Raw genomic sequence first — 25744 nt, 5'->3', positions numbered from 1 at the left:
TCAACTGAATTGAAGAAGGTACGCAATGAGTCTGATTATTTCGATGGCGGCGTTTGCGCTGGTGGCGTCGATCACGCCGGGGCCGGTGAACATTGTGGCGTTGAGTTCCGGCGCGCAGTTCGGTTTTCGCGCCAGTCAGCGGCACGTGGCCGGGGCGACGCTGGGTTTTGTGTTGTTGCTGGTGTTGATGGGGTTGGGGTTGCATGAGGTGTTGGAGCTGTGGCCGGCGTTGACGCGGGTGGTGCAACTGGCCGGCGTGGCGTTTTTGCTGTTTATGGCGTGGAAACTGGCGGCGGACAACGGGCAGCTCGATGCCAAGGATTCGGCACGGGCACCGTCGATGCTGTACGGCGCGGTGATGCAATGGCTCAACCCGAAAGCCTGGCTGGCTTGCGTGGCGGGGATGGGGGCGTTTGTCGCGGATGGCGAGGCGCGGCTGGTCTGGCAGTTTGCTGCGGTGTATCTGGTGATCTGTTACCTGTCGGTTGGTTGCTGGGCGTACGCGGGGACGTTTTTGCGCGGTTACTTGAACAACCCGGCGGGGATGCGATTGTTCAACCGGATCATGGCGGCGTTGCTGGCGGTGAGTGCGGTTTACCTGCTGCTGCCTTAGCGGGATGCTGACAGGCTTTTGTGGCGAGGGAGCTTGCTCCCGCTGGGCTGCGAAGCAGCCCCATTCCCATTACTCCTGAACTACCTTGCATGCCGGATTTGCGACGGCTTCGCCGCCGAGCGGGAGCAAGCTCCCTCGCCACAGGGGTGTGCTGGCCACAGATCAGTGCTAGTCACCGGAGTGCGTGCTGGCCTCAACCACGCGGGCATGGGGGCGTTTGTCGCGGATGGCGAGGCGCGGCTGGTCCGGGAGTTTGCTGCGGTGTATCTGGTGATCTGTTACCTGTCGGTTGGTTGCTGGGCTTACGCGGGGACGTTTTTGCGCGGTTACTTGAACAACCCGGCGGGGATGCGATTGTTCAACCGGATCATGGCGGCGTTGCTGGCGGTGAGTGCGGTTTACCTGCTGCTGCCTTAGCGGGATGCTGACAGGCTTTTGTGGCGAGGGAGCTTGCTCCCGCTGGGATGCGAAGCAGCCCCATCCCCATTACTTCTGAACTACCTTGCATGCCGGATTTGCGACGGCTTCGCCGCCGAGCGGGAGCAAGCTCCCTCGGCACAGGGGTGTGCTGGCCACAGATCAGTGCTAGTCACCGGAGTGCGTGCTGGCCTCAACCACGCGGGCATGGGGGCGTTTGTCGCGGATGGCGAGGCGCGGCTGGTCCGGGAGTTTGCTGCGGTGTATCTGGTGATCTGCTACCTGTCCGTCGGCTGCTGGGCGTACGCCGGGACGTTTTTGCGCGGTTACTTGAACAACCCGGCGGGGATGCGATTGTTCAACCGGATCATGGCGGCGTTGCTGGCGGTGAGTGCGGTTTACCTGCTGCTGCCTTAGCGGGATGCTGACAGGCTTTTGTGGCGAGGGAGCTTGCTCCCGCTGGGCTGCGAAGCAGCCCCATTCCCATTACTCCTGAACTACCTTGCATGCCGGATTTGCGACGGCTTCGCCGCCGAGCGGGAGCAAGCTCCCTCGCCACAGGGGTGTGCTGGCCACAGATCAGTGCTAGTCACCGGAGTGCGTGCTGGCCTCAACCACGCGGGCATGGGGGCGTTTGTCGCGGATGGCGAGGCGCGGCTGGTCCGGGAGTTTGCTGCGGTGTATCTGGTGATCTGTTACCTGTCGGTTGGTTGCTGGGCTTACGCGGGGACGTTTTTGCGCGGTTACTTGAACAACCCGGCGGGGATGCGATTGTTCAACCGGATCATGGCGGCGTTGCTGGCGGTGAGTGCGGTTTACCTGCTGCTGCCTTAGCGGGATGCTGACAGGCTTTTGTGGCGAGGGAGCTTGCTCCCGCTGGGATGCGAAGCAGCCCCATCCCCATTACTTCTGAACTACCTTGCATGCCGGATTTGCGACGGCTTCGCCGCCGAGCGGTTGCAAGCTCCCTCGCCACAGAGGCACGCGTGTTTCCGCACGGTCAACCGCGATACTGCCCCGGCGTCGCCGCCAAATGCTGTTTGAACGCCCGCTGAAAATGCGCCTGATCGGCAAACCCCGCTTCCAGCGCCACGTCGGCGATCAGCTGGCCGCTGCGCAGTCGATCCTGGGCGAACTGGATGCGCCGGTTGACCAAAAAGGCGTGGGGCGTCATGCCGTAATGCTGTTTGAAGGCGCGGATCAGGTACGACGGCGACAGTTGCGCAGCTTCGCAAATGTCTTCGAGCTTGAGCAGTTGCGTGCAGTGGTCGCGAATGTAGTCCGCCGCACGCTCCAGTTTGAAATTGGGTTCGCGCGGCGGTTGATCGCCGGGGTTGAGTCGTTGCTGCACGTCGGTGAAAAACTCGACCGCGGCGCTGTGTTTGCTCAGCACATCTTGCTCCGTGTCGACCAACACTTCATACAACGCCTTCAGGCCGGCAAACAGACCTGCGTCATCCGTATGGGTTATGGAAAACCGCCGAAACGCCAGGTCGCTGCTGAACCCCAGTTGATGCTGCAAATCGGTGAGCCAGGGCGTATCGACGTACAACATCAGGTACGACCACGGCTGATCGTCGATGGGATTGCAGGCGTGGACATCGCCGGGATTCATCAGCACCACCGTGCCGGCGCTGACCTCACACTCCGATTGCTCATGGACATAGGTACTGCGTCCGGCGGTGATTGCACCGATGGAAAAATGCTCGTGAGCATGCCGGGTGTAGCAGACCTCACGGCCGTCGGCGATGGAACGGGCTTCGATGAAGGGCAGGGCGTCATCGCGCCAGAAGCGCGGGGCCTTGTCAGCGTCTTTGGCAGTGGTGGACTTCATCGTCGGTGTCCTCGGCAGGTCAGCGTCAGAGTGTATTAGCTCTCGCCGTCAAAGGCTCGTTGCAGCGCCGCGATGTCGAGTTTTTTCATCTGCATCATCGCCGCCATGGCGCGTTGGGATTTCACCGTGTCGGGGCTTTTCAGCATGTCCATCAGCGCGATTGGCACGATCTGCCACGACACGCCGAACTTGTCCTTGACCCAGCCGCATTGCTGGGCCTCGACAGGTCCGCCCGCCGACAGGCGCCCCCAGAAATGGTCGACTTCTTCCTGGGTCTGGCAGTTGACTTGAAACGAGATCGCCTCGTTGAACGTGAAGACCGGGCCACCGTTGAGGCCGGTGAAGCTTTGCCCGTCGAGTTCGAAACTGACCGTCAGGACCGAGCCGTCGGGTTGGCCGTGGACTTCCTGACCGGCCTTGCCGTAGTGGGTGATGGCGGTGATTTTTGAATGATCGAAGATGCCGCAGTAGTACTTCGCGGCCTCTTCGGCCTGATGGTCGAACCACAGGCACGGCGTGAGTTTTTGAACGCGTTGACGGTGCTCCTGTAGACGGGTGGCCGATGCTGAGCTTTCAGCGTAGCCAGCCCAGGGTCTTCCGGGAGTACCGTAGATCGACAAATCGTCGGTCAGAAATCCCAGCGGGTCGTCAGTTGCAGGCTGCGCGGTTCGCCATAGAACCCGGTGCCGAAGTTGCCAAGCCCGGTGTAGTAGGTCTTGTCGAAGAGGTTCTTCACGTTCAGCGTCGTGCTCAGGTGATCGTTGAAACGGTAGCGCGCCATGACGTCTACCAGGGCGTAGCTTTGTTGGGTGATCGTCGAGGGCTGGCCGAAGTTGACCGTGTCATTGGGGTTGGGCTGGAACACGTTGCCGAAGAATTCGCTCTGCCAGTTCACGCCGCCACCGACGATGAGTTTTTCCAATGCGCCCGACAGGCGATAAGTGCTGAACACCCGAACCACCTGTTGCGGCGCGGTGGTTTGCAGGATCGAGCCGTAGACGTAATCGCCCTTGGCATCGCGGGTGTGGTTGTAGCTGTAACCGGCCGACAGGTTCCAGCCTTCCATCACTTCGCCGGCCAGTTCGACTTCAAAACCTTTGGTGGTCGCGCCTTGAACCGCACGGTACACCGACTCGCTATCGACGCCGCTGACGTACTCGGCCAGGTTGTCCTGCTCGATACGGAACACGGCGAAGCTGGCGTTCAGGCGTCCGCCGAAGTATTCGGCCTTGATCCCCGCTTCGTAGCTGTCGCCTTCCACCGGGTCGAGCAATTTGCGCTGGGCGTCCTTGCTCATTTGCGGCTGATAGATGCTGGTGTAGCTGGTGTACACCGAATACGTCTCGTCGAGGTTGTAGACCAGTCCGGCGTACGGGGTGACCACGCCGGTCTGGTGGTAGCTGTCATGCAGGTCCGGGGTGTTCGGGTTGCTGTAGTCCAGGTCATCGTCGGCCTTGAACTGACTCACACGGGTGCCGAGGATGACTGCCAGATCGTCGGTGGGCTTGAGTCGCGTGGCGAGGTAGGCACCGGCCTGGCGCTGAACGATGTCGTTGTCGCCAACCTTGGCAATGTCAGGTTTCGGGAACTCGCCGCGCCAGTCGTAGATGCTGCCGTCGACGGGTGGGTAGATCGAACCGTGCACCGGGATGTCCTGGCGGGTGTTCATCGACATGACGCCGGCGATCAACTCGTGCTCGCGACCCAACAGGCGGAACGGGCCGGTCAAGTTGACGTCGAGGTTGTCCTGCACCTGATCGCCCTTGAACTGGCCCATGTACATGAACATACCGTTGCCGCTGACCGGGTCCGGATTGCCGCCGCTGGCCGAGGCGAGGAAGGTGTCGTGCTGGCGGTGCTTGCGGTCGTAGCTGACCTTGAGTGTCCAGTCGTTGGCCAGTTGCTGTTGCACCGAGGCGAAGATCGTCTGGTTGGTGAAGTCGCGACGACTCCAGTCGGTGGCCGGGTTGAACGAGCGGGAAAAACGCGTGCGCGAACCGTCGCTGTTGTACATCGGAAAACCGGTCCAGCTGGCGCCACGGGAGCGGGTGTTCTGCTGGTCGATACCGAAGGTCAGCAGGGTGTCCGGTGTCAGGTCGGCTTCGAGAATGCCGTAGGCAATGTCACGGGTGTTGCGGTAGTTGTCCAGGTAGGCGCTGCGGTCCTGATAGGCCCCGACGAAACGCCCGCGCAGGTTGCCGCCCTCGGTCAGCGGGCCGGCGATATCGCCCGTGCTGCGATAGTTGTCCCATGAACCCACGGCGCCGGTGATCGAGGCCTTGAACGCTTGGGTGGGACGTTTGCGGATCAGGTTGACGGTGGCCGACGGATCGCCCGAGCCGGTCATCAGGCCGGTCGCACCCTTGATGATTTCGACGCGGTCGAAGGTCGCCATGTCGGTGCTGGTGGTGCCGTAATCGTAGACGCCGTCGTAGTCGGTGTTGACGCCGTCGTACTGGAAGTTGGTGATCGGCAAGCCACGGCTGGAAAATTCCCAGCGTTCGCTGTCGTAGTTCTGCACGCTGATGCCGGGCACGCGCCGCAAGGCGTCGGCGATGCTGGTGGAACCCTGATCGTCCAGTTGCTGACGGGTGATGACCGTCACGGACTGCGGCGTTTCCCGCAGGGACAGTGGCAGGCCGGTGGCCGAAGAGGTCGATCCGGTGGTGTAGGAATGGGTGTCTTCGGTGATGGCGCCCAGCGCCTGACCGGAAATGTTGGTGGCGTTCAGTTCCAGCGGACCCTGCGCGGCAGGAGTGGATTTGAGGACATAACCACGTTCGCCCAGAGGCTGGGCTTGCAAGCCGCTGCCCTGTAGCAGCTGCTGCAAACCCTGCTGCTCGGTGAACTCGCCATCAAGGCCCGGACTGCGCTTGTCACTGGCCAGATCGTTATGACCGGCGAGGAAAATTCCCGCTTGTTCGGCGAAGCTGTTCAGTACGCTCACCAGTGAACCGGCAGCGATTGCGTAATAACGCTTGTGGCTGCCCGGCTGTTCACTGGTGGCGGAGGTTTCGGCGTGGGCCTGCGTCGAAACAAGGCTGAGCAACGCAACCGGAAGGGCCAGGGCCAACGGTCGCAAGGCAAAACGAGTGCGAATGAAGGCGTCGCGCAAAGGGGTGTTCCCTGGAATCAAATCGAACGGCAATTGAAGGGCTTCACAGGGTTAACCGAACGAGAAACGCAAAAGGGAACTGCGGAGCAAAAAGTTTCTGGCTCACACGTTCGGACCGACGCTGACCCACCACGCCAGGGTTTTCTCCACGCGTATCGGTAAAGCCGCTTCCAGCAGACGCAAAGCCTGATCGCTGTCCTTGAGCGGGAACGAACCCATGACCGGCAACCCGGCGATGGCAGGGTCGCAGGCCAGATGCCCGTGACGATAGCGGTTCAACTCTTCGATCAACTCGCCCAGCGGCAGGTTATCCGCCAGCAACACACCGCGACGCCAGGCTTCGCGGCCAGCCGCCGCCTCGGAGGAGGGCGGAATGTGGCTTTGCGTGAACGCCAATTGCCGCCCGGCCTCGACCACCTGCACCTGGCCCTGAGTGGTTCGGACTTCGACCGCGCCTTCGTAGACGTTGAGCAACGTCTGTTGTTCTTCCTGACGCACACTGAAGCGCGTGCCGAGCGCGCGCATCCGGCCCTGGGCGGTTTGCACCAGAAACGGTCGGCGGCTGTCCTTGGCGGTGTCGATCAACACTTCCCCGGCACTCAACAGCAGCAGGCGTTGCGTGGTGTCGAAGCGCACATTCAAGGCGCTCAGGGCGTTGAGCCAGATCCGGCTGCCGTCGCTGAGCAGGCTTTCGCGGGTTTCGCCGGTGCCGGTAGAAATATCGGCCGTCCAGCGGCCCAAGGCGTCCGGCAGCGACGTTTCGCGCCAGGCGTTCCAGCCCAGCAGCCCGCCCGAGGCCAGGATGAGCAGGCTCTTGACCGTTTGCCGGCGGGTGATTGGCGAGCGCGCGGTGTTGCGCAACACCAGGCCGGCGGCCTGCGGCTGATCGTCCTGCAACGCGGCGAAGCGCTGGCCCACGCGCTCGACATAACGCCAGGCCGCCTGATGGTCGCCACTTTGCGCCAGCCAGGCTTGCCAGCGCTGACGCTCGTGTTCGCCGACCTGCTGATCGTTGAGTTGCACATACCATTGCGCCGCCTGCTCGAGGCTGGCATGGCTGATGGAGTTGGAGGCGACTGATGGCATGCGCTTACTCGATCAACAGGCCGTCAAGCTCGGCTTCGAGCATCGCGCAATGCATCAGCGCTTGCGCCAGGTACTTTTTCACCATGCGCTCGCACACGCCGATTTCTTCGGCGATGGCTCGGTAGGGCAGGCCGTGCAACTGGGCGAGGATGAACGCGTCGCGCACATTCTTGGGCAGGCGCATCAGCATCGCGTCCACTTCGTACAGGGTTTCGACGATGATCGCCCGTTGCTCCGGCGACGGTTGAACGGCTTGCGGGCGCGAGGCCAGCGTCTCGAGCCATGCCTGTTCGAGTTGCCGACGGCGCCAGTGATCGATGCACAAGCCCCGGGCGATGGTGGCCAGGTAAGAGCGTTCGCGGGTTTCGCAGTCGAACACCTGCGGGCGCTTGAGCACCCGGATGAAGGTGTCATGGGCAAGGTCGGCGGCATCGAACGCATTGCTCAAGCGACGGCGCAGCAACTCATGCAACCAGCGGTGATGAGTGACGTAGAGGTTCTGAATGCTGGAGGAATCGGCGACCATCATCGTGAGCACTTGTCCATGGGCGACGGGCGCCTTCGGTGCGAATAAGAATTGGTCGCGATTAAAACAAAAGGTTGGGTTGCGTGCAAATGATATTGGTTCGCTTTTATGGTGAGTCATTCTGCGTGCAGTCAATATGACCTCAAGTGGCGTCACATTGACTATTTTCACGCCGGGTCAATTTGACTTCAAAGGTCTTAAGTCCTTGATTTATGGAAGTGAAAAACCTGGCACGAAACCTGAAATAACACACGTACAACTGGTCTGATTCAGGAGTACGAAAAAATGTTCGCTTACTTCAGCAATCCTCAGAACGTCCTGCACCTGTCGAGCAAAGTCCTGGGCGCGGGTTTGGCGCTGCTGCTGGCGGGGATCTACGGCGCTTATCTTTACGCCGGGCATTTGCCGATCGTGGTGCTGGTCTCGATGCATGCGATGACCATCATCGGCCCGACCCTGATCAAGATTGGCTACGTCATGCGCCTGCTGGCCCAGCATCGGTTGGGCACCCACCATGTCAAGGTGGTGGCCTGATGCGCCAGCTCGCTACGGCACCGGTTTTCAGCCTCGGCTTTCGCCCGTTCTTTCTGGCGGGCGCCGGTTTCGCGGCCATCTCCGTGGCGGTCTGGGCCGTGTGGTTGTACGGGCGTTTGCCGGCTGCGCAACCGGTCGGCGGCATGCTGAGCTGGCATCGGCATGAGATGCCGTTCGGGTTCGCAGCGGCGATCATCGCCGGGTTCCTGCTGACGGCGGTGCCGAACTGGACCGGGCGCGCGGGGCTCAACGGTTGGCCCTTGATCAGTCTGCTGCTGGTATGGCTGTTGGCGCGACTGGCGTGGCTGATGCCAATTCCTGGGGTTGCGTTGCTTGCGCTGCAAATGCCTTTTCTGCCGTTGCTGGCATGGGTGCTGGGGCGAGACCTAGTGGCCGCCGGCAAACGCGACAATTACCCGATTCTGCTGGTCGTCGCGTTGCTGGCCGCGACTCAGGCCCTGACGCTGTGGGGGATTTCCACCGATGACGTTGGCCTGCAGCGGCGCGGTGTGCTCGCGGCCGTGTGGTTGATCGGCGCGTTGATGAGTGTGATTGGCGGGCGCGTGATTCCGTTCTTTATTCAGCGCGGTTTGAATCGTCCTGCGGCCAACCCGGTCCACCCGCTGCCAACCCGGGTGTTGCTGGCGAGCAGTTTGCTGGCCGCCGTTTCGTTTGCCGGCGGTTTGAACGACATTCCCCGTGGGTGGCTTGCGGCGTTGTTTTTGGTGATCGGTGGTTTGCACCTGCTGCGCCTGTGGCGTTGGCATGATCGGGGGATCTGGCGGGTGCCGCTGCTGTGGTCGTTGTATCTGGCGTATGCGTGGCTGGCGATTGCCGCACTGGCGATGGCGCTATGGCACGCGGGTGCAATGCCGCAACAGAGCCTGGCCACGCATTCGTTGGCCGTCGGCGGGATCGGCGGGTTGATCCTGGCGATGATCGCCCGGGTCAGCCTCGGTCATACCGGGCGGTTGTTGCAGCCGTCGAAAACGATTGTGGTCGGGTTTTTCCTGCTGTTGATCGCCGGCCTGTGCCGGGTGTTTCTGGTGCCGTTTTCCGGGAGCGGACTGGCGCTGTCCGCGCTGTTCTGGTGTGCCGCGTTCGGGCTGTTCCTGGTGCGCTACACCGGCGTATTGCTCAGGCCGAGGGTTTAAGGCCTCCCTGTTCGGCGATCCACCGCGTTGCCAGATCGATAAAGGCGCGCAGCTTCGGCTGAGTCTGGGTGCGGCTGGGAAAATACAGGTACAGCGCCGAACTGAGCGGTACGAACGGCTGCAGTACACGTTCCAGTCGACCGTCCGCCAGTTCGTCGACGATCTCCAGATCACAGGCGTAGGCTAGACCCGATCCGCTGCGAGCGGTCGCCACCAGCAGCCTCCGGTCGTTGACGATCACGCCGCCTTCGACACCCACGGTAAAGTCGCGCCCCTCGCGGCGAAACTCCCAGCGGTGGGCGCTGCCGGAAGTCGAGAAGCGAAAGCCGATGCACTGATGACGAGTCAGGTCCTCGGGGCTGGCGGGTTTGCCGGCCTTGGCGAAATAGTCCGGGGCGCCCACCACCGACCATTGCAGATCAGGGGTGAGGCGCACCGCGATCATGTCTTTTTCGATGGATTCGCCCAGCCTGATCCCGGCATCGAAGCCGCCGGCCATCAGGTCCACCGTGGCATCGTCGAGGGAGATCTCGAGGGTGACTTGCGGGTAGGCCTCGCGAAACAGCGGGATCAGCGGTTCCATCAGCAAGGCACCCGACAACCGCGGTGCGGTGAGGCGCAGCGTGCCCATCGGCTGATCGCGAAAGCCGCTGAGCCCCTTCAGCGCCTCGTCGATTTCACTGGCCGCGGGACGCAAACGGGCAAACAGGCTGGCGCCGGCCTCGGTCAACGCCACCCGGCGCGTGGTGCGCTGGAACAGCAACACGCCGGTGCGCCGCTCCAGCAATTTGATGGCATGGCTGATCGCCGTCGGAGTCACCGCGAGGCGGGTGGCAGCCAGGGTGAAACTCTTGTGCTCGGCCACCGCCAGAAACTCGGTCAAGCCATCGAACGGATCGTGATTCATCGCAGGCGCCATTATGAAAGAGAGCTTCATAGTGCTTGTAACACGAGGCCATTTTTCCGGGCAATCTTCCTGCGTACCTTGTGCCTATCCCCACTGAAAACAAGGAAACACGCTCATGACCACTTCCAACTCCTTCAAGCGTATCTGGCTCATCACTGGAGCTTCCCGTGGTATCGGCGCAAAAATCGCTGCCGCCGCGCTGGCCAACGGTGACGCCGTGGTTGCCACCGCACGTGACGCCAGCAGCATCACGCAGCGCTTTGGCGAACAACCCGGTTTGCTGGCCGCCAGCCTGGACGTCACCGACGAAGCACAAGGCATTGCGATCGTCCGGTTGGCCATCGACCACTTCGGGCGCATCGACGTGCTGGTCAACAACGCCGGTTTCGGTTTGCTCGGCGCGGTGGAAGAAGCCAGCGCCGATGAAGTACGGCGCGTGTACGAAACCAACGTCTTCGGTCTGTTGAACGTTACCCGCGCCGTCCTGCCACACATGCGCGCTGCCCGCAGCGGGCATGTGATCAACCTGTCGTCGGTAGGCGGTTACAGGTCGGGGCCGGGTTTCGGCGTCTACTGCTCGACCAAATTCGCCGTCGAAGGCTTGAGCGAGGCCTTGCACGCCGAGCTGGCGCCGCTGGGCGTCAAGGTGACCATTGTCGAGCCCGGTTACTTCCGCACCGAATTCCTCGAAGGCAATTCGCTGGTCGAGTCGCCGTCCTCGATTGCCGACTACGACAGCACCGCGGGCGAAGTGCGCAAGATCGCCAAGGCCGTGACCCTGAACCAACCGGGTGACCCAGACAAACTGGCCCAGGTCATGATCACCCTGGTGGAAGCGGAAAATGCGCCACTGCGCTTGCCGTTGGGCAGTGACTGCGTCGCAGCGATTGAAGCGAAGAACAGCTTTGTTGCCGATGAGTTGCAGGTGTGGCGTGAAGTGTCGGTGTCCACCGATTACTGATCAGCACTTTTGTGGCTGAGGAGCTTGTTGTGGCGAGGGAGCTTGCTCCCGCTGGGGGGGGCGAAGCCGCCCTAGGCATTCTTTCAGACATACCTTGCACGCAGGTTTCACGACGGCTTCGCCGCCGAGCGGGAGCAAGCTCCCTCGCCACAGGGTTCATTTCAAGGCCGCCTGTTTTAGGCGGCCTTTGTGTGACCGGTGGTCGATGAACCGGTCTCGCCCGGCATTTTGCGCTTAGCTAAAAGGATAGCGTCGACTCACACAATAACGGCGTCACCGTGAGTCTGAGGACATTCGCCATGCTGACCTTGAACATCAATGGCAAGGATCTGGACCTGGACGTCGGGGGTGTGAGATGAAACGACATCTTGTACTTGGGGCGGTGGTACTGGTCGGTCTGGCGGTCTACGCCTCGGACCTGTTTGCTGAAGACAAGGAAGCAGTGCAGGCTTTCGATACGGTGCAGAAAGTCTTCCAGAGCCAGAGCCCGCGTTGCATTTTCGTGACTCACTTCAAGCGCTGCGCAGAGGCTCGAGGGCCTTGTCCGGTGGCCGGTAGTTGACCGGCGGTCCGTTAGCAGGGAGTCAAAGCGGGTAGGGGCGACTCTAAAGTACATATCCGCCACTGGAGTAAGTAATGCTGATCCCAGGCAAACCGGTCAAACACGGCGCTAGCGCAGACCCTTCGCTTTCGCCGCAACAGGCACGCGAAGTACTGCGTGACAGGGCGCGCCAGGCCGAGCAGGAAGTGATCGGCGTGACCATGGCGAGCATGGATGAGCTGACGCTGCTCTCCAATCGCCACGGCTTCACTTCACTGGCCCAACTGGGGCTGGAAACCTGTCAGCGCCTGGAAATACCGGCCACTTTGCTGTTTTTCGACCTCGATGACTTCAAGCACATCAACTATCTCTACGGTCGTGCCGAAGGTGACGATGCGCTGAAAACCTTTGCTGACGTGCTGCGTATCGCCTTTCGCGAAAGCGATGTGATCGGTCGGTTGGGCGATGACGAATTTGTCGCTTTGTTGACGGGTTCAAGCGCTGTGGAACTGACCGCGATCAAGGCGCGGCTCGAAGAAATCCTCGACGAACGTAATGCCACGACGCGTCGTGGTTATGACATTCGTTTCAGCATTGGGCAGGTTGAATATGACGCCCGTCTTCACCATTCGATCGATGAATTGCTGATTGAGGCTGAGAGGGCGTTGCACAGGTAGGCTGGAAGTTCAGCGGTGTATGAACGGGCCTCATCGCTAGCAGGAGGCCCTCAAAATCACCTTATATTCATTTGGCAAACAACTGGTTGATGTCTTTGAACGCCTTGAACTCAAGCGCATTCCCGCAAGGATCAAACAGAAACATCGTCGCCTGTTCTCCCACCAACCCCTGAAACCGAATCCCCGGTTCAATCACGAATCGGGTATCAAGCGCTTTCAAGCGTTCAGCCAGGCCTTCCCATTCGTCCATCCCCAATACCACGCCAAAATGCGGCACCGGCACGTCGTGCCCGTCCACAGCGTTGGTGTGCGCCGCTTCCTGAGAGGCGTTTTTCGGCGCCAGGTGAATCACCAACTGGTGGCCGAAGAAGTTGAAGTCGACCCAATGGTCGCTTGAGCGGCCTTCCTCCAGGCCGAAGACGTCACGGTAAAAAGTCCGGGCTGCAGCAAGGTCATAGACCGGGATGGCCAGGTGAAAAGGGGAGAGTTGCATCGCTGTGCCTCGCAGATTAACGGTGGTTGAACTGGAGTTTAGCGCTGTGCTTTTCGATTGAAAGACGATAGTTTTCGTGTCGAGCTCAAATAATATTGATCAATCGAGAATGTCATGCTGCGTGAACTGAAGACCTTTATCGCCGTGACGCGTTATGGAACGTTTGCTGCGGCCGGCATGCATATCGGCCTGACGCAGTCGGCAGTCAGTGCGCAGATGCGCAACCTGGAACAGGCGCTGGGCATTCGGCTGTTTGACCGCACCGGGCGTCAGGCGATTCTCAATGCGGCGGGGCAACGGGCCTTGCCGATGGCCAGGGAAATGCTGGAAACCTTCAGTCGTATGTCAGTCAGTGACGATGTCAGTGAGTATCGCGGCGAGTTGAAGATTGGCGCCGTGGCCACGGCCCAGACCGGGCTTCTGCCCCAGGCGTTGCTGCGTCTGCGTCAGCAAGCACCCTTGCTTGAACCGAAACTGGTGCCCGGCGTGTCGCTGAACCTGTTGAGCCAGGTCGACACCGGCGAAGTGGATCTGGCGATCCTGATCAAACCGCCCTTTGAACTGCCCAAGGAGCTGTCGGCGCAGGTCATCCGCAGGGAACCGTTTGTGCTGATCGTGCCGCCGGAGCTTGAGGGTGATGACCCGTTGCAGATCCTCACGAACCATCCCCATGTGTGCTACGACCGCAATTCATTCGGCGGCCGGCTGGTGACACGGTTTCTGCGTGAGCAGCAGATTGATGTGCAAGTGGCCCTGGAACTGGATGAGCTGGAGGCCATCGTCAAAATGGTCGAATGCGGATTGGGTGTGTCGCTGCTTCCCGAAGCCGGGTTGTGGCTTGAATATGGCGCGAAGGTCAGGATCATCCGGTTGGGCGAGTTGACGTTCTACCGCGAGATTGTGCTGTTGCAGCGTTACAGCCAGCGCATGCAGCCGATCCAGCAGTTGTTTGCCAAGTGCCTGGCCCAAATCGGAAGCTAACCACAAACCCCCTGTGGGAGCGAGACCGGCTTGCCGGCGATAGCGGTGTATCAGTCAACATTGATGGCGATTGACACACCGCTATCGCCGGCAAGCCGGTCTCGCTCCCACAGGGGACAGCGTCAAGGCTGAAATCGCAGGCACAAAAAACCCGCCTATCGAGGCGGGTTTTTTAGTTGCCGAGCCGAAGATTACTCTTCGAGGCTGCCCATGGCCGTGGTGTTGAAACCACCGTCCACGTACATGATTTCACCGCTGATGCCCGACGCCAGGTCCGAGCACAGGAAGGCGCCGGCGTTGCCGACTTCGTCGATGGTGACGTTGCGACGCAGCGGGGTTTGCGCTTCGTTGGCAGCCAGCATCTTGCGGAAGTTCTTGATGCCGGAAGCGGCGAGGGTGCGGATCGGGCCGGCCGATACGCAGTTGACGCGGGTGCCGTCCGGGCCCAGGGAGCCGGCCAGGTAACGCACGCCTGCTTCCAGCGAAGCCTTGGCCATGCCCATTACGTTGTAGTTCGGCATGGTGCGCTCAGCGCCCAGGTACGACAGGGTCAGCAGGCTGCCGTTGCGGCCTTTCATCATTTCGCGGCCAGCCTTGGCCAGAGCCACGAAGCTGTAGGCGCTGATGTCGTGAGCGATACGGAAACCTTCACGGGTGGTGGCTTCGGTGAAGTCGCCGTCCAGTTGGTCGCCCGGGGCGAAGCCAACGGAGTGCACGATGCAGTCCAGGCCGTCCCACTTCTTGCTCAGCGCTTCGAAGACCTTGGCGATTTCTTCATCGCTGGCCACGTCGCACGGGAAGCACAGGTCAGGGTTGGAACCCCAGCTTTGTGCGAACTCTTCGACACGACCCTTGAGTTTGTCGTTCTGATAAGTGAAGGCAAGCTCAGCGCCCTCGCGATGCATGGCGGCAGCGATGCCGGATGCGATGGACAGCTTGCTGGCGACACCGACGATCAGTACGCGCTTACCGGCGAGAAAACCCATGTGTTGCTCCTCTCTTTCAGGTTATTGCGCAGTGGCTGGTGCCAGGAAAGCGGCTTCCAGCAACTGCTGTGTATACGGATGTTGGGGGGCGGCAAAGATACTTTGCGCGTCTCCCTGTTCGACCACTTGGCCATGCTTGACCACCATCAGCTGGTGGCTCAGCGCTTTGACGACAGCCAGGTCATGGCTGATAAACAGATACGTCAGGTTGTACTTGGTTTGCAGTGAACGCAGCAGCTCCACCACTTGGCGCTGCACTGTCCGGTCGAGGGCCGATGTCGGCTCGTCCAGCAATATCAGCGCCGGTTTTAGCACTAATGCCCGGGCAATGGCGATTCTCTGCCGTTGCCCGCCGGAAAATTCGTGGGGGTAGCGGTGCCGGGTTTCCGGATCCAGACCTACCTCCTTGAGTGCCGCAATAATCGCTTGTTCCTGTTCCGCCTCGGTGCCCATCTTGTGGATCCGCAGGCCTTCGCCGACGATCTGGCTCACGCACATCCGTGGGCTCAGGCTGCCGAACGGGTCCTGAAACACCACCTGCATCTCCCGACGCAGTGGCCGAACCTGTTGCTGCGTCAGGCAGTCTAGCTGTTTGCCTTCAAAACGGATCGCGCCTTTGCTGCCAATCAGCCGCAAAATCGCCAGACCGAGTGTCGACTTGCCCGAACCGCTTTCTCCCACAATCCCCAGCGTCTGCCCCTGAGGGAGGCTGAAGTTTATCCCGTCCACCGCTTTGATGTGGTCGACGGTCTTTTTCAGCAAACCTTTCTTGATCGGGAACCAGACTTTCAGGTCCTCGACCTGCAGCAAGGGCGGGCCAATGACATTGGTCGCCGGCTTGCCGCTGGGCTCCGCTGCCAACAGTTCCCGAGTGTACGGATGCTGCGGTGCGCGGAACAACTCTTCGCACGATGCCTGTTCGACGATGCAACCGCGCTGCATGACACATACGCGATGCGCAATTCTTCGTACAAGGTTCAAATCGTGACTGATCAGTAGCAACGCCATGCCCAGGCGGGCCTGTAATTCCTTGAGCAATTCGAGGATTTTCAGCTGAACGGTCACGTCCAGCGCGGTGGTCGGTTCATCGGCGATCAGCAGTTCCGGCTCGTTGGCCAGGGCCATAGCGATCATCACCCGCTGACGCTGGCCACCGGACAATTCGTGGGGCAGGGCTTTCAGGCGCTTCTCGGGTTCCGGAATGCCGACCATCTCCAGCAACTCCAGCGTGCGTTTGGTCGCGACTTTGCCGATCAAACCTTTGTGGATGCCGAGGACTTCATTGATCTGCTTCTCGATCGAGTGCAGCGGATTGAGCGAAGTCATCGGCTCCTGAAAGATCATCGCGATCCGGTTGCCGCGAATGTGGCGGATGGTTTTCTCTTTCAGGCTCAGCAGGTCTTGCCCGGAATACTCGATGGTGCCGGACGGATGCCGGGCGAGCGGGTAGGGCAGCAAGCGCAGGATCGAGTGCGCGGTCACCGATTTGCCGGAACCGCTTTCACCCACCAGCGCCAGGGTTTCGCCGCGCTTGATGTCGAAGCTGACGCCTTCGACCACGCGCTGACAGCGATCGCCGACGACGAATTCGACGGACAGGTCGCGCACTTCGATCAGATTGTCCTGATTCATTTCACTTCCTCGGGTCGAAGGCATCGCGAGCGGACTCGCCGATGAACACCAGCAAACTCAACATCAACGCCAACACCGCAAACGCGCTCATGCCGAGCCACGGCGCTTGCAGGTTGGATTTGCCCTGGGCCACCAGCTCACCCAGCGACGGTGCGCCGGGCGGCAAACCGAAACCCAGGAAGTCCAGCGCGGTCAGCGTGCCGATGGCGCCGGTCAGGATGAATGGCATGAAGGTCATGGTCGAAACCATGGCGTTGGGCAAGATATGGCGGAACATGATCGCACCATTTTGCATGCCCAGTGCCCGGGCGGCGCGCACGTATTCAAGGTTACGCCCACGCAGGAACTCGGCACGCACCACGTCCACCAGGCTCATCCACGAGAACAGCAGCATGATCCCCAACAACCACCAGAAATTCGGCTGGACAAAGCTGGCCAGAATGATCAGCAGATACAGCACCGGCAACCCGGACCAGATCTCCAGGAAACGCTGCCCGGCCAGATCCACCCAGCCGCCATAGAAACCCTGCAAGGCGCCCGCAATCACACCAATGATCGAGCTGAGAATGGTCAGCGTCAGCGCGAACAACACCGAAATCCGGAAGCCATAAATCACCCGCGCCAACACGTCGCGCCCCTGATCGTCAGTACCCAATAGGTTGTCAGCCGACGGTGGCGCCGGGGCCGGGACTTTCAGGTCGTAGTTGATGCTTTGGTAACTGTAGGGAATCGGCGCCCACAGCACCCAGGCGTCCTTGGCCTTGAGCAGTTCGCGGATGTACGGGCTCTTGTAGTTGGCTTCCAGCGGGAACTCGCCACCGAACGCGGTTTCCGGGTAACGCTTGACCGCCGGGAAGTACCAGCTGTTGTCGTAATGCACCACCAGCGGTTTGTCGTTGGCGATCAGTTCGGCACCGAGGCTCAGGCCGAACAGCACGAGAAACAGCCACAGCGACCACCAGCCACGCTTGTTGGCCTTGAACAGTTCGAAACGGCGGCGATTGAGAGGGGACAGGTTCATCTCAATGCTCCCGGCTTTCGAAATCGATGCGCGGATCGACAAAGGTGTAGGTGAGATCGCCGATCAGTTTCACCACCAGCCCCAGCAGGGTAAAGATGAACAGCGTGCCGAAGACCACCGGGTAATCGCGGTTGATCGCGGCTTCGAAACTCATCAGCCCCAGCCCGTCGAGGGAAAAAATCACCTCGACCAACAACGAACCGGTGAAGAAAATCCCGATGAAGGCGGACGGGAAACCGGCGATCACCAGCAGCATGGCGTTACGGAAAACATGCCCGTAAAGCACGCGGTGATTGGTCAGGCCTTTGGCTTTCGCCGTCACCACATACTGCTTGTTGATTTCATCGAGGAAGCTGTTTTTGGTGAGCAGGGTCATGGTCGCGAAGTTACCGATCACCAGAGCGGTCACCGGCAACGCCAGGTGCCAGAAGTAATCGAGCACCTTGCCGCCCATGCTCAGTTCATCGAAGTTGTTCGAGGTCAGTCCCCGTAGCGGGAACCAGTCGAAATAGCTGCCGCCGGCGAACACCACGATCAACAGGATGGCGAACAGGAACGCCGGGATCGCGTAGCCGACGATGATCGCCGAGCTGGTCCACACATCGAAGTGGCTGCCATGCCGCGTGGCCTTGGCGATCCCCAGCGGGATCGACACCAGGTACATGATCAGCGTGCTCCACAACCCGAGGGAAATCGATACGGGCATTTTTTCCTTGATCAGGTCGATGACCTTGGCGTCGCGGAAGAAGCTGTCGCCGAAGTCCAGGGTGGCGTAGTTCTTGACCATGATCCACAAGCGTTCCGGCGCCGATTTGTCGAAGCCGTACATGTGCTCGATTTCCTTGACCAGCATCGGGTCCAGGCCCTGCGCTCCGCGATAGGCGGAACCGGCCACCGACACTTCGGCACCGCCGCCGGCAATGCGGCTGGTGGCGCCTTCGAAGCCTTCGAGCTTGGCAATCATCTGCTCCACCGGCCCACCGGGGGCGGCCTGGATGATCACGAAGTTGATCAGCAGGATGCCGAACAAGGTCGGGATGATCAGCAGCAGTCGCCGAAAAATATACGCCAGCATCTATTACTCCGTGCCCACAGGGTCGGCTTGCAGTTTGGTTTCGACTTCTATCGCCGGTGCCACGTTTGGCTTGATCCACCAGGTGGCCGTGCCGATGTCGTATCTGGGAGAGATTTTCGGGTGGCCGATGTGGTTCCAGTAAGCCACGCGCCAGGTTTTGATGTGCCAGTTGGGGATCACGTAATAGCCCCATTGCAGCACGCGGTCCAGTGCGCGGGCGTGGGCCACCAGACTGTTGCGCGACTCGGCGTTTATCAATTGCTCCACCAACTGGTCCACCACCGGGTCTTTCAAACCCATGGAGTTGCGGCTGCCGGGTTTGTCGGCGGCGGCAGACATCCAGAATTCACGCTGTTCGTTACCCGGCGAGTTGGACTGCGGGAAGCTGCCGACGATCATGTCAAAGTCACGTGAACGAACGCGGTTGATGTACTGCGAAACGTCGACCCGGCGGATCACCAGGTCGATACCCAGATCGCTGAGGTTGCGCTTGAACGGCAGCAGCACCCGCTCGAATTCGGTCTGGGCCAGCAGGAATTCGATGTTCACCGGTTTGCCGTTGGCGTCGACCATTTTGTCGTCGACGATCCGCCAGCCTGCCTCTTGCAGCAGTTGATAGGCCTTGCGCTGCTGCGTGCGGATCATGCCGCTGGCATCGGTGACCGGGTTCTGGAAAGCCTCGGTGAACACTTGCTCCGGGATCTTGCCGCGGAACGGATTCAAAATTTCAAGCTGATTGGCATCCGGCAAACCGGTGGCAGCCATTTCCGAGTTTTCGAAGTAACTGCGGGTGCGCACATAGGCGCCGTTGAACAGTTGCTTGTTGGTCCATTCGAAGTCCAGCAGCAGTGTCAGTGCCTGGCGCACGCGCACGTCCTGAAACACCGGGCGGCGCAGGTTGAACACAAAACCCTGCATGCCGGTCGGGTTGCCGTTGGGGATCTGTTCCTTGTTCAGCCGACCTTCGGTGACCGCCGGGATGTTGTAGGCGTTGGCCCAGTTCTTCGCGCTCATTTCCAGCCAGTAATCGAACTGACCAGCCTTGAGTGCTTCCAGGGCCACGGTGTTGTCGCGGTAATAATCGGTGGTCATCACGTCGAAGTTGTAGAAACCACGGTTGGCCGGCAGGTCCTTGCCCCAGTAATCCTTGACCCGCTCATAGCGAATCGAGCGCCCGGCCTTCACCTCGCTGACCTTGTACGGACCGCTGCCCAGCGGAATTTCCAGGTTGCCCTTGTTGAAATCCCGGGTCGCCCACCAATGTTTGGGCAGTACCGGCAGCTGGCCGAGGATCAGCGGCAGCTCGCGGTTGTTGTTGTGCTTGAACTTGAACAGCACGGTGAGCGGGTCTTCGGCGACGGCTTCTTCGACATCGCTGTAGTAACCGCGGTACAGCGGGGCGCCGTCCTTGATCAGGGTCTGGAAGCTGAACACCACGTCTTCGGCACGGATTGGGTGCCCGTCGTGGAAACGCGCTTCGGGGCGCAGGTAGAAGCGCACCCAGCTGTTGTCCGGGGCCTTTTCGATCTTGCCGGCGACCAAGCCGTATTCGGTGAACGGCTCATCCAGGCCTTGTTTGGCCAGGGTGTCGTAGATCAGGCTGATATCGTCGGCCGGTACGCCTTTGCTGATGAACGGGTTGAGGCTGTCGAAGCCACCGAACCCGGCCTGGCGAAAGATTCCGCCTTTGGGCGCATCCGGGTTCACATAGTCGAAATGCTTGAAGTCGGCCGGGTATTTCGGCGGCTCGTTGTACAAGGTCAGGGCATGTTGCGGGGCGGCGCAGGCCAGCCCGGCGAACAACAGGCCGCTGGCCTGCAAGAGCAGGGCACGTACGGGTTTCATCGATCTTTCTCCGAAGACTTCAGCCACCACGCGCTCAGGCCCAGGGTGTAGGGCGGCGTGGTGACAAAGGCGAACCGGTTGCGGTAGGCCAGGCGGTGATAACTGAGGTACCAGTTGGGAATGATGTAGTGCTGCCACAGCAGCACGCGGTCCAGGGCTTTGCCGGCGGCAACCTGTTCATCGCGGGTCTGGGCGGCGAGCAATTGTTCAAGTAAATGATCGACCACCGGGTTGGCGATGCCCGCGTAGTTTTTACTGCCCTTGACCCCGACCTGACTGGAATGGAAATACTGCCATTGCTCAAGGCCGGGACTGAGGGTCTGGTTGAGGGTCATCAGGATCATGTCGAAATCGAACTGGTCGAGGCGCTGTTTGTATTGGGCGCGGTCCACCGTGCGCAACCGGGCATCGATGCCGATGCTGGCGAGGTTCTCGACATAAGGCTGGAGGATGCGTTCCAGGTTCGGGTTGACCAGCAGGATTTCCAGGCGCAACGGTTGTCCGGCCGCGTTCTGTACGTGTTGGCCGTCAAGCTTCCAGCCGGCTTCCGCGAGCAGGCTGAGGGCCTTGCGCATGGTTTCCCTTGGAATGCCGCGCCCTTGGGTCTGCGGCAGGCTGAACGGCTCGGTGAGCAGCTTGGCGGGCAATTGCTCCCGGTAGGGCTTGAGCATCAACCATTCATGACCGACCGGAAGGCCAGTGGCCGAGAACTCACTGTTGGGGTAGTAACTCATGGCGCGTTTATAGGAGCCGCTGAACAGTGTGCGATTGGTCCACTCGAAGTCGAACATCAGCCCCAGCGCTTCACGGACCCTGGCGTCGGAGAACGCCGCTCGCCGGGTGTTCATGAACAGGCCCTGGCTTTGGGTCGGGATCTGGTGCGGGATCTGCGCCTTGATGACATCGCCCCGTCGCACGGCCGGGAAGTTGTATCCGTTTTCCCAGTTCTTCGCCTGATGCTCGATATAGATATCGAACTCGCCGGCCTTGAACGCTTCGAACGCGACGTCGCTGTCGCGGTAGAACTCGACTTCCATGCGATCGAAGTTGTACTTGCCGCGATTGACCGGCAGGTCTTTGCCCCAGTAATCCTTGACCCGTTCGAACACGATCTGGCGCCCGGGCGTGACCGAGGTGATGCGATAAGGGCCGCTGCCCAGCGGCGGCTCGAAGGTGGTGGCCTTGAAGTCGCGACCTTTCCAGTAATGCTGCGGCAGCACCGGCAACTCGCCCAGGCGCAGGATCAGCAGCGGATTCCCGGCGCGCTTGAAAACAAAACGGATGCGCTGCGGGTTGAGCACGTCCACCCGCAACACTTCCTGAAGATTGGTGCGGTATTGCGGATGGCCTTCCTTGAGCAGCAACCGGTAAGAGAACGCGACGTCGTACGCGGTAATCGGCGTGCCATCGTGAAACCGTGCTTCGGGGCGCAGGTTGAACACCACCCAACTGCGGTCTTCGCTGTATTCCACCGATTGGGCGATCAGGCCATAACTGGACGTCGGCTCGTCGCCGGACGGTGCGTATTGGCCAGTGCCGACCATCAGCGGTTCGTTCAGCTCATTGATGCCGTATTGCAGGAAGTTCGCGGTGGAGACCGGGCTCGAGCCCTTGAATGTGTAGGGGTTGAGCGTATCGAAGGTGCCAAACGCCATCACCCGCAACGTACCGCCCTTGGGCGCTTGCGGGTTGACCCAGTCGAAGTGGGTAAATCTGGCCGGGTACTTGAGCGTGCCGAACTGCGCATAACCATGGCTTTCGCTGATCGTCGCGCTTGCGGGGGAGCTCAAGGCCAGGCTGATCAGGAGCAGGAGGAGGGGACGCTTCAAGTCAGAGATCCGATCCAGGCGGCTTGGGCTTTGTGGGCCGTACAGTAACAGCTTGTATGGACAGGAAAAAGACGGGGATTTAATGCGTGGTTAATTGTGAGGTGAAGGTCCGACGGATCGCAGAACTTGTGGCGAGGGAGCTTGCTCTCGCGCGGCTGCGAAGCAGTCGTAAACATACGGACAGGGCGTGTCAGAAATCACCGGGTTTCAGGTTTTGGGGCTGCTTCGCAACCCAGCGGGAGCAAGCTCCCTCGCCACAATGTCCCGCCGGGTTGCAGGAAAAAAAAGCCCCTGAAGTCAGGGGCTCTTTTTAGTGTGGCGAAGCAACCGTCAGCATCTGCCCCGGCTTCAGCGCTTGGCCGACACGCGGATTCCAGCGCTTGAGGTGCTGCATTTCAACGTTGAAACGCTTGGCCACGATGTACAGCGAATCACCTTGCTGGACCTTGTATTGGGTCTGCGGCGTCTTGGTCTTCGTCTTGGTATTGGCCGCCACGACGGTGTTGACGCGTCCGGCGCTGCCTTTGGACTTTTCCTGCATCACCAGCGTCTGGCCGACCTTGAGGTTCTTGCCGGTCATTTTGTTCCAGCGCTGCAGGTCCTTGACGTCGACCTTGTTGGCCTTGGCGATGGCGGCCAGGTTGTCGCCGCGTTTTACACGGTAGGCGCGTTTGAGGCTGGCGATTTCGGATTCATCAGCACCTTCGAAAACCGGCTTGAGCGACTTCTTGCTGATCAACTCTTCGGGACGCATGGTCGACAGGCTGGCGGTCAGCAGCTGCGCCTTGGACGTCGGCACCAGCAAGTGCTGGGGCCCGTCGATGGTAGTGCGCTGCTTGAAGGCCGGGTTGAGCTGGAACAGTTCGTCTTCGTCGATATTGGCCACCGCGGCCACCTTGGACAGGTCCATGCGCTGGTTGATTTCGACGACCTGGAAGTACGGTTCGTTGGCGATCGGATTCAGGTTTACGCCGTAGGCTTCCGGCGCCAGCACCACTTGCGACAAGGCCAGCAGCTTCGGCACATAGGCCTGGGTTTCGGCCGGCAGTGGCAGGTTCCAGTAATCGGTTGGCAGGCCGAGCCTTTCGTTGCGCTCGATGGCCCGGCTGACCGTGCCTTCACCGGCGTTGTAGGCTGCCAGGGCCAGCAGCCAATCGCCGTTGAACATGTCGTGCAGGCGGGTCAGGTAATCCATTGCGGCGGTGGTCGAGGCGGTGATGTCGCGACGGCCATCATAGAAACGGGTCTGACGCAGATTGAAATAACGCCCGGTGGAAGGAATGAATTGCCACAAGCCAACCGCATCGGCCCGGGAATAGGCCATCGGGTTGTAGGCGCTTTCAATCACTGGCAGCAGCGCCAGTTCCAGCGGCATGTTGCGTTCTTCAAGGCGTTCGACGATGTAGTGAATGTAGAGGCTGCCGCGTTCGCCGGCGTTTTCGAGGAAAGACGGGTTGCTGGCGAACCACAGGCGCTGTTGCTCGATGCGTGGGTTGACGCCCAGGCCTTCCTGCAACTGGAAGCCCTGGCGCATGCGCTCCCAGACGTCCTGTGGAATTTGCGGGGTCGGCTTTTCGCTGAGCCAGATAGGCTTCTGTTTGGCTCGAGCGGCGATATTGGGAGTGTGGGCCGCTTCGGTCTGCGGCACATGGCTGGAACAGCCCGCCAATGTGGCGGACACAGCCACCGCTATGGCTTGAGCCAAGCGGGTCAATGCGTCTGAATTGATGGCTTTACGAATAGATGACGACATTGGCTGGAAGTAAGTTCCGGGCAAAAATGTCGGGCGATTCTAGAAAGCGCACCCCCTGCGGTCAACCATTCAGATTTTTCGCACCAACGACAACGCTGTTTAGAACGTATCTTTCCAAGCGCGCAGGGCAGCAAAAACCGCACTGGGAGCCCGGATATCGGTTCGATTCCGTTCGTCCACTTTTTCTTTAACGGATGTTTCGCGAGTGCGCAAAAACGGGTTTGTCAGCTTTTCAAGGCCCAGCGTAGAGGGCAGCGTGATGATTCCGGCTTCCCGTTGTTCGGTGACTTTGGCAAGGCGTTCGGCGGTGTGCGGGTTGCCGGGCTCGACCGCTGCCGCAAAGCGCAGATTGCTCAAGGTGTATTCATGGGTGCAATACACCCGCGTATCCTCGGGATACGAAGCGAGGCGCGTCAGCGACGTATGCATTTGCTCGGGCGTGCCTTCGAACAGGCGCCCGCAACCGGCGGCGAATAGGGTGTCACCGCAAAACAACGATCCCTCATGGTAGAAGGCGATGTGCCCCAGGGTATGGCCGGGAACGGCGATCACATCGAAGTCCCAACCCAGCACGTTGATGCGATCGTTGTCCTTGAGCGCGACGTCCCGCGCCGGGATGGTTTCGCTGGCCGGGCCATAGACCTTCGCGTCTGTCGCTTTTTTCAGCTGCTCGACGCCGCCGACATGGTCGTGATGATGGTGAGTGATCAGAATGTCACTCAGCACCCAGCCCGGATTGGCCGCAAGCCAGGCCTGCACCGGCGCGGCATCGCCCGGATCGACCACGGCACAGCGCCGGGTGTCGGGGTCTTGTAACAACCAGATGTAGTTGTCGGTGAAGGCGGGCAGGGCTGTGATCTGTATCATCGTCGGATTCGCCAAGCGGAAAACAATGGTGCATCTTAGAACTTCCTGGCGCGTTGGAGAATGCAATGACCGATAAAGCGTTCGCTCAGGCTGATCCTGACTGGCTGGCCTTGATCAGCGCGGCCCGTGAATGGCTGTCCGGCCCCCTCGGGCAATTTCTGCTGGATGAAGAACGCCGCATGCTCGAAGACGAGTTGGGGCGCTTCTTCGGTGGCTATCTGGTGCATTACGGTCCTTCGGCCGAGACCCCACCGTCGGCACCGCAGGTCCAGCGCAATGTGCGGCTCGGTGCGCCGTTGCCGGGTGTCGAAATCGTCTGTGAAGAACAAGCCTGGCCGTTGAGCGAGCATGCCGCCGATGTAGTGGTGCTGCAGCATGGTCTGGATTTCTGCCTCTCGCCCCACGGTTTGCTGCGTGAAGCGGCGAGTAGCGTCCGCCCCGGCGGGCATCTGCTGATTGTCGGAATCAACCCCTGGAGCACGTGGGGTTTGCGCCACGTGTTTGCCCATGACGCCTTGCGCAAGGCCCGCTGCATTTCGCCGTCACGGGTCGGCGACTGGTTGAACCTGCTGGGCTTCGCGCTGGAGAAACGCCGCTTCGGGTGCTATCGTCCGCCGCTTGCGTCCCCTGCCTGGCAAGCCCGTCTGGCCGGCTGGGAGCGCAAGGCCGGTGATTGGCAATTGTCTGGCGGCGGCTTCTATTTATTGGTCGCGCGCAAGATAGTGGTGGGTCTGCGTCCGCTTCGTCAGGAGCGTCGCGAACCGATGGGCAAGCTGATTCCCTTGCCGATGGCCAAGGTCAACCGACGCAATATCGAACCGTAATACCTGTTTTTATTCCCGGCCGGATTTGTCCCGGCCTCGGGCATCGTCGATCGCTGATCGGCGAGCCACCGCA

Annotated in this window: 23 protein-coding genes and 3 pseudogenes; 11 read left to right on the top strand and 15 right to left on the bottom strand. The window is 60.6% G+C overall.

Annotated features, from left to right (window positions below; translation table 11 throughout):
- Positions 1 to 25 precede the first annotated feature (25 nt).
- From KJF94_RS12485 to KJF94_RS12470, 4 genes and pseudogenes are all read left to right on the top strand, one after another.
- Complete coding sequence (locus tag KJF94_RS12485) at positions 26 to 613, top strand: LysE family translocator (RefSeq protein ID WP_214383796.1); 588 nt, start codon at positions 26 to 28, stop codon at positions 611 to 613.
- Positions 614 to 814: 201 nt separating this feature from the next.
- Positions 815 to 1030: pseudogene (locus KJF94_RS12480) on the top strand (LysE family translocator); the annotation flags it as partial.
- A 201-nt stretch (positions 1031 to 1231) separates the two neighbouring features.
- Positions 1232 to 1447, top strand: a pseudogene (locus KJF94_RS12475) (LysE family translocator); the annotation flags it as partial.
- 201 nt (positions 1448 to 1648) lie between these two features.
- Positions 1649 to 1864: pseudogene (locus KJF94_RS12470) on the top strand (LysE family translocator); the annotation flags it as partial.
- Between the two features lie 166 nt (positions 1865 to 2030).
- On the opposite strand, the gene KJF94_RS12465 reads toward KJF94_RS12470, so the two are convergent.
- The 5 genes from KJF94_RS12465 to KJF94_RS12445 all read right to left on the bottom strand — a co-directional run bounded on the left by KJF94_RS12465 (position 2031) and on the right by KJF94_RS12445 (position 7594).
- Positions 2031 to 2864 (bottom strand): AraC family transcriptional regulator, encoded by an 834-nt coding sequence (locus KJF94_RS12465; RefSeq protein ID WP_214383794.1) that lies wholly within the window; start codon positions 2862 to 2864, stop codon positions 2031 to 2033.
- Between the two features lie 35 nt (positions 2865 to 2899).
- Positions 2900 to 3484: a VOC family protein gene (locus tag KJF94_RS12460; protein WP_284681145.1), complete on the bottom strand. Its 585-nt coding sequence runs from the start codon at positions 3482 to 3484 to the stop codon at positions 2900 to 2902.
- 8 nt (positions 3485 to 3492) lie between these two features.
- Positions 3493 to 5979, bottom strand: a complete 2487-nt coding sequence (locus KJF94_RS12455) for a TonB-dependent siderophore receptor (protein ID WP_214383792.1) — start codon at positions 5977 to 5979, stop codon at positions 3493 to 3495.
- Between the two features lie 102 nt (positions 5980 to 6081).
- Positions 6082 to 7065 carry a FecR domain-containing protein gene (locus tag KJF94_RS12450; protein ID WP_214383790.1) on the bottom strand — a complete coding sequence of 328 codons (984 nt, stop codon included), beginning with the start codon at positions 7063 to 7065 and terminating at the stop codon, positions 6082 to 6084.
- A 4-nt stretch (positions 7066 to 7069) separates the two neighbouring features.
- Positions 7070 to 7594 carry a sigma-70 family RNA polymerase sigma factor gene (locus KJF94_RS12445; RefSeq protein ID WP_214383788.1) on the bottom strand — a complete coding sequence of 175 codons (525 nt, stop codon included), beginning with the start codon at positions 7592 to 7594 and terminating at the stop codon, positions 7070 to 7072.
- Positions 7595 to 7876: 282 nt separating this feature from the next.
- Between KJF94_RS12445 and KJF94_RS12440 the strand changes: the two genes are divergently transcribed.
- Both KJF94_RS12440 and KJF94_RS12435 read left to right on the top strand, forming a co-directional pair.
- Entirely contained in the window at positions 7877 to 8125 is a 249-nt protein-coding gene (locus KJF94_RS12440; protein WP_214383786.1) for a transmembrane sensor/regulator PpyR, read from the top strand.
- Positions 8125 to 9279 (top strand): NnrS family protein, encoded by a 1155-nt coding sequence (locus tag KJF94_RS12435; RefSeq protein WP_214383784.1) that lies wholly within the window; start codon positions 8125 to 8127, stop codon positions 9277 to 9279. Before KJF94_RS12440 ends, KJF94_RS12435 begins: the two co-directional genes overlap by 1 nt.
- On the opposite strand, the gene KJF94_RS12430 is transcribed toward KJF94_RS12435, so the two are convergent.
- Positions 9263 to 10186, bottom strand: coding sequence for a LysR family transcriptional regulator (locus KJF94_RS12430; protein WP_214383782.1), 924 nt, complete (start codon positions 10184 to 10186; stop codon positions 9263 to 9265). The genes KJF94_RS12435 and KJF94_RS12430 overlap by 17 nt on opposite strands.
- 115 nt (positions 10187 to 10301) lie before the next feature.
- Here KJF94_RS12430 and KJF94_RS12425 point away from each other — a divergent pair, with 115 nt between their 5' ends.
- The 3 genes from KJF94_RS12425 (at position 10302) to KJF94_RS12415 (ending at position 12365) form a co-directional block, all read left to right on the top strand.
- Positions 10302 to 11147, top strand: coding sequence for an oxidoreductase (locus KJF94_RS12425; RefSeq protein WP_214383780.1), 846 nt, complete (start codon positions 10302 to 10304; stop codon positions 11145 to 11147).
- A gap of 355 nt (positions 11148 to 11502) precedes the next feature.
- Positions 11503 to 11709, top strand: coding sequence for a hypothetical protein (locus KJF94_RS12420; RefSeq protein ID WP_214384987.1), 207 nt, complete (start codon positions 11503 to 11505; stop codon positions 11707 to 11709).
- Positions 11710 to 11783: 74 nt separating this feature from the next.
- Entirely contained in the window at positions 11784 to 12365 is a 582-nt protein-coding gene (locus KJF94_RS12415; protein ID WP_214383778.1) for a GGDEF domain-containing protein, read from the top strand.
- A 67-nt stretch (positions 12366 to 12432) separates the two neighbouring features.
- On the opposite strand, the gene KJF94_RS12410 is transcribed toward KJF94_RS12415, so the two are convergent.
- On the bottom strand, positions 12433 to 12858 hold the full coding sequence (locus KJF94_RS12410; RefSeq protein WP_214383776.1) for a VOC family protein: 426 nt from the start codon (positions 12856 to 12858) through the stop codon (positions 12433 to 12435).
- 114 nt (positions 12859 to 12972) lie between these two features.
- Between KJF94_RS12410 and KJF94_RS12405 the strand changes: the two genes are divergently transcribed.
- Positions 12973 to 13839: a LysR family transcriptional regulator gene (locus KJF94_RS12405; protein WP_214383774.1), complete on the top strand. Its 867-nt coding sequence runs from the start codon at positions 12973 to 12975 to the stop codon at positions 13837 to 13839.
- Between the two features lie 191 nt (positions 13840 to 14030).
- On the opposite strand, the gene fabI is transcribed toward KJF94_RS12405, so the two are convergent.
- The 8 genes from fabI to gloB all read right to left on the bottom strand — a co-directional run bounded on the left by fabI (position 14031) and on the right by gloB (position 24847).
- The gene (fabI, locus tag KJF94_RS12400; RefSeq protein WP_214383772.1) at positions 14031 to 14825 is read right to left on the bottom strand and encodes an enoyl-ACP reductase FabI; all 795 of its coding nucleotides are present in this window, start codon (positions 14823 to 14825) and stop codon (positions 14031 to 14033) included.
- A 21-nt stretch (positions 14826 to 14846) separates the two neighbouring features.
- The gene (locus KJF94_RS12395) at positions 14847 to 16457 is read right to left on the bottom strand and encodes an ABC transporter ATP-binding protein (protein ID WP_214383770.1); all 1611 of its coding nucleotides are present in this window, start codon (positions 16455 to 16457) and stop codon (positions 14847 to 14849) included.
- 1 nt (position 16458) lies between these two features.
- Positions 16459 to 17478, bottom strand: coding sequence for an ABC transporter permease (locus tag KJF94_RS12390; protein WP_214383768.1), 1020 nt, complete (start codon positions 17476 to 17478; stop codon positions 16459 to 16461).
- A 1-nt stretch (position 17479) separates the two neighbouring features.
- Positions 17480 to 18553: a microcin C ABC transporter permease YejB gene (locus tag KJF94_RS12385; RefSeq protein WP_084320827.1), complete on the bottom strand. Its 1074-nt coding sequence runs from the start codon at positions 18551 to 18553 to the stop codon at positions 17480 to 17482.
- A gap of 3 nt (positions 18554 to 18556) precedes the next feature.
- Positions 18557 to 20398 (bottom strand): extracellular solute-binding protein, encoded by a 1842-nt coding sequence (locus KJF94_RS12380; protein WP_214383766.1) that lies wholly within the window; start codon positions 20396 to 20398, stop codon positions 18557 to 18559.
- Positions 20395 to 22227, bottom strand: a complete 1833-nt coding sequence (locus tag KJF94_RS12375) for an extracellular solute-binding protein (RefSeq protein WP_214383765.1) — start codon at positions 22225 to 22227, stop codon at positions 20395 to 20397. The genes KJF94_RS12380 and KJF94_RS12375 overlap by 4 nt, the downstream gene beginning before the upstream one ends.
- 310 nt (positions 22228 to 22537) lie before the next feature.
- A complete protein-coding gene (locus KJF94_RS12370) occupies positions 22538 to 23980 on the bottom strand; it encodes a transglycosylase SLT domain-containing protein (protein ID WP_214383763.1) in 1443 nt (480 codons plus the stop codon).
- 99 nt (positions 23981 to 24079) lie between these two features.
- Positions 24080 to 24847 (bottom strand): hydroxyacylglutathione hydrolase, encoded by a 768-nt coding sequence (gene gloB, locus KJF94_RS12365; protein ID WP_214384852.1) that lies wholly within the window; start codon positions 24845 to 24847, stop codon positions 24080 to 24082.
- A gap of 65 nt (positions 24848 to 24912) precedes the next feature.
- Here gloB and KJF94_RS12360 point away from each other — a divergent pair, with 65 nt between their 5' ends.
- On the top strand, positions 24913 to 25671 hold the full coding sequence (locus tag KJF94_RS12360) for a methyltransferase domain-containing protein (protein WP_017338266.1): 759 nt from the start codon (positions 24913 to 24915) through the stop codon (positions 25669 to 25671).
- Positions 25672 to 25744 lie beyond the last annotated feature (73 nt).

This window comes from Pseudomonas hormoni (assembly GCF_018502625.1).
Taxonomy (GTDB): Bacteria; Pseudomonadota; Gammaproteobacteria; order Pseudomonadales; family Pseudomonadaceae; genus Aquipseudomonas; species Aquipseudomonas hormoni.
Note: the sequence above shows the minus strand (reverse complement) of the source record. Positions and strands in the feature narration are given on the sequence as shown.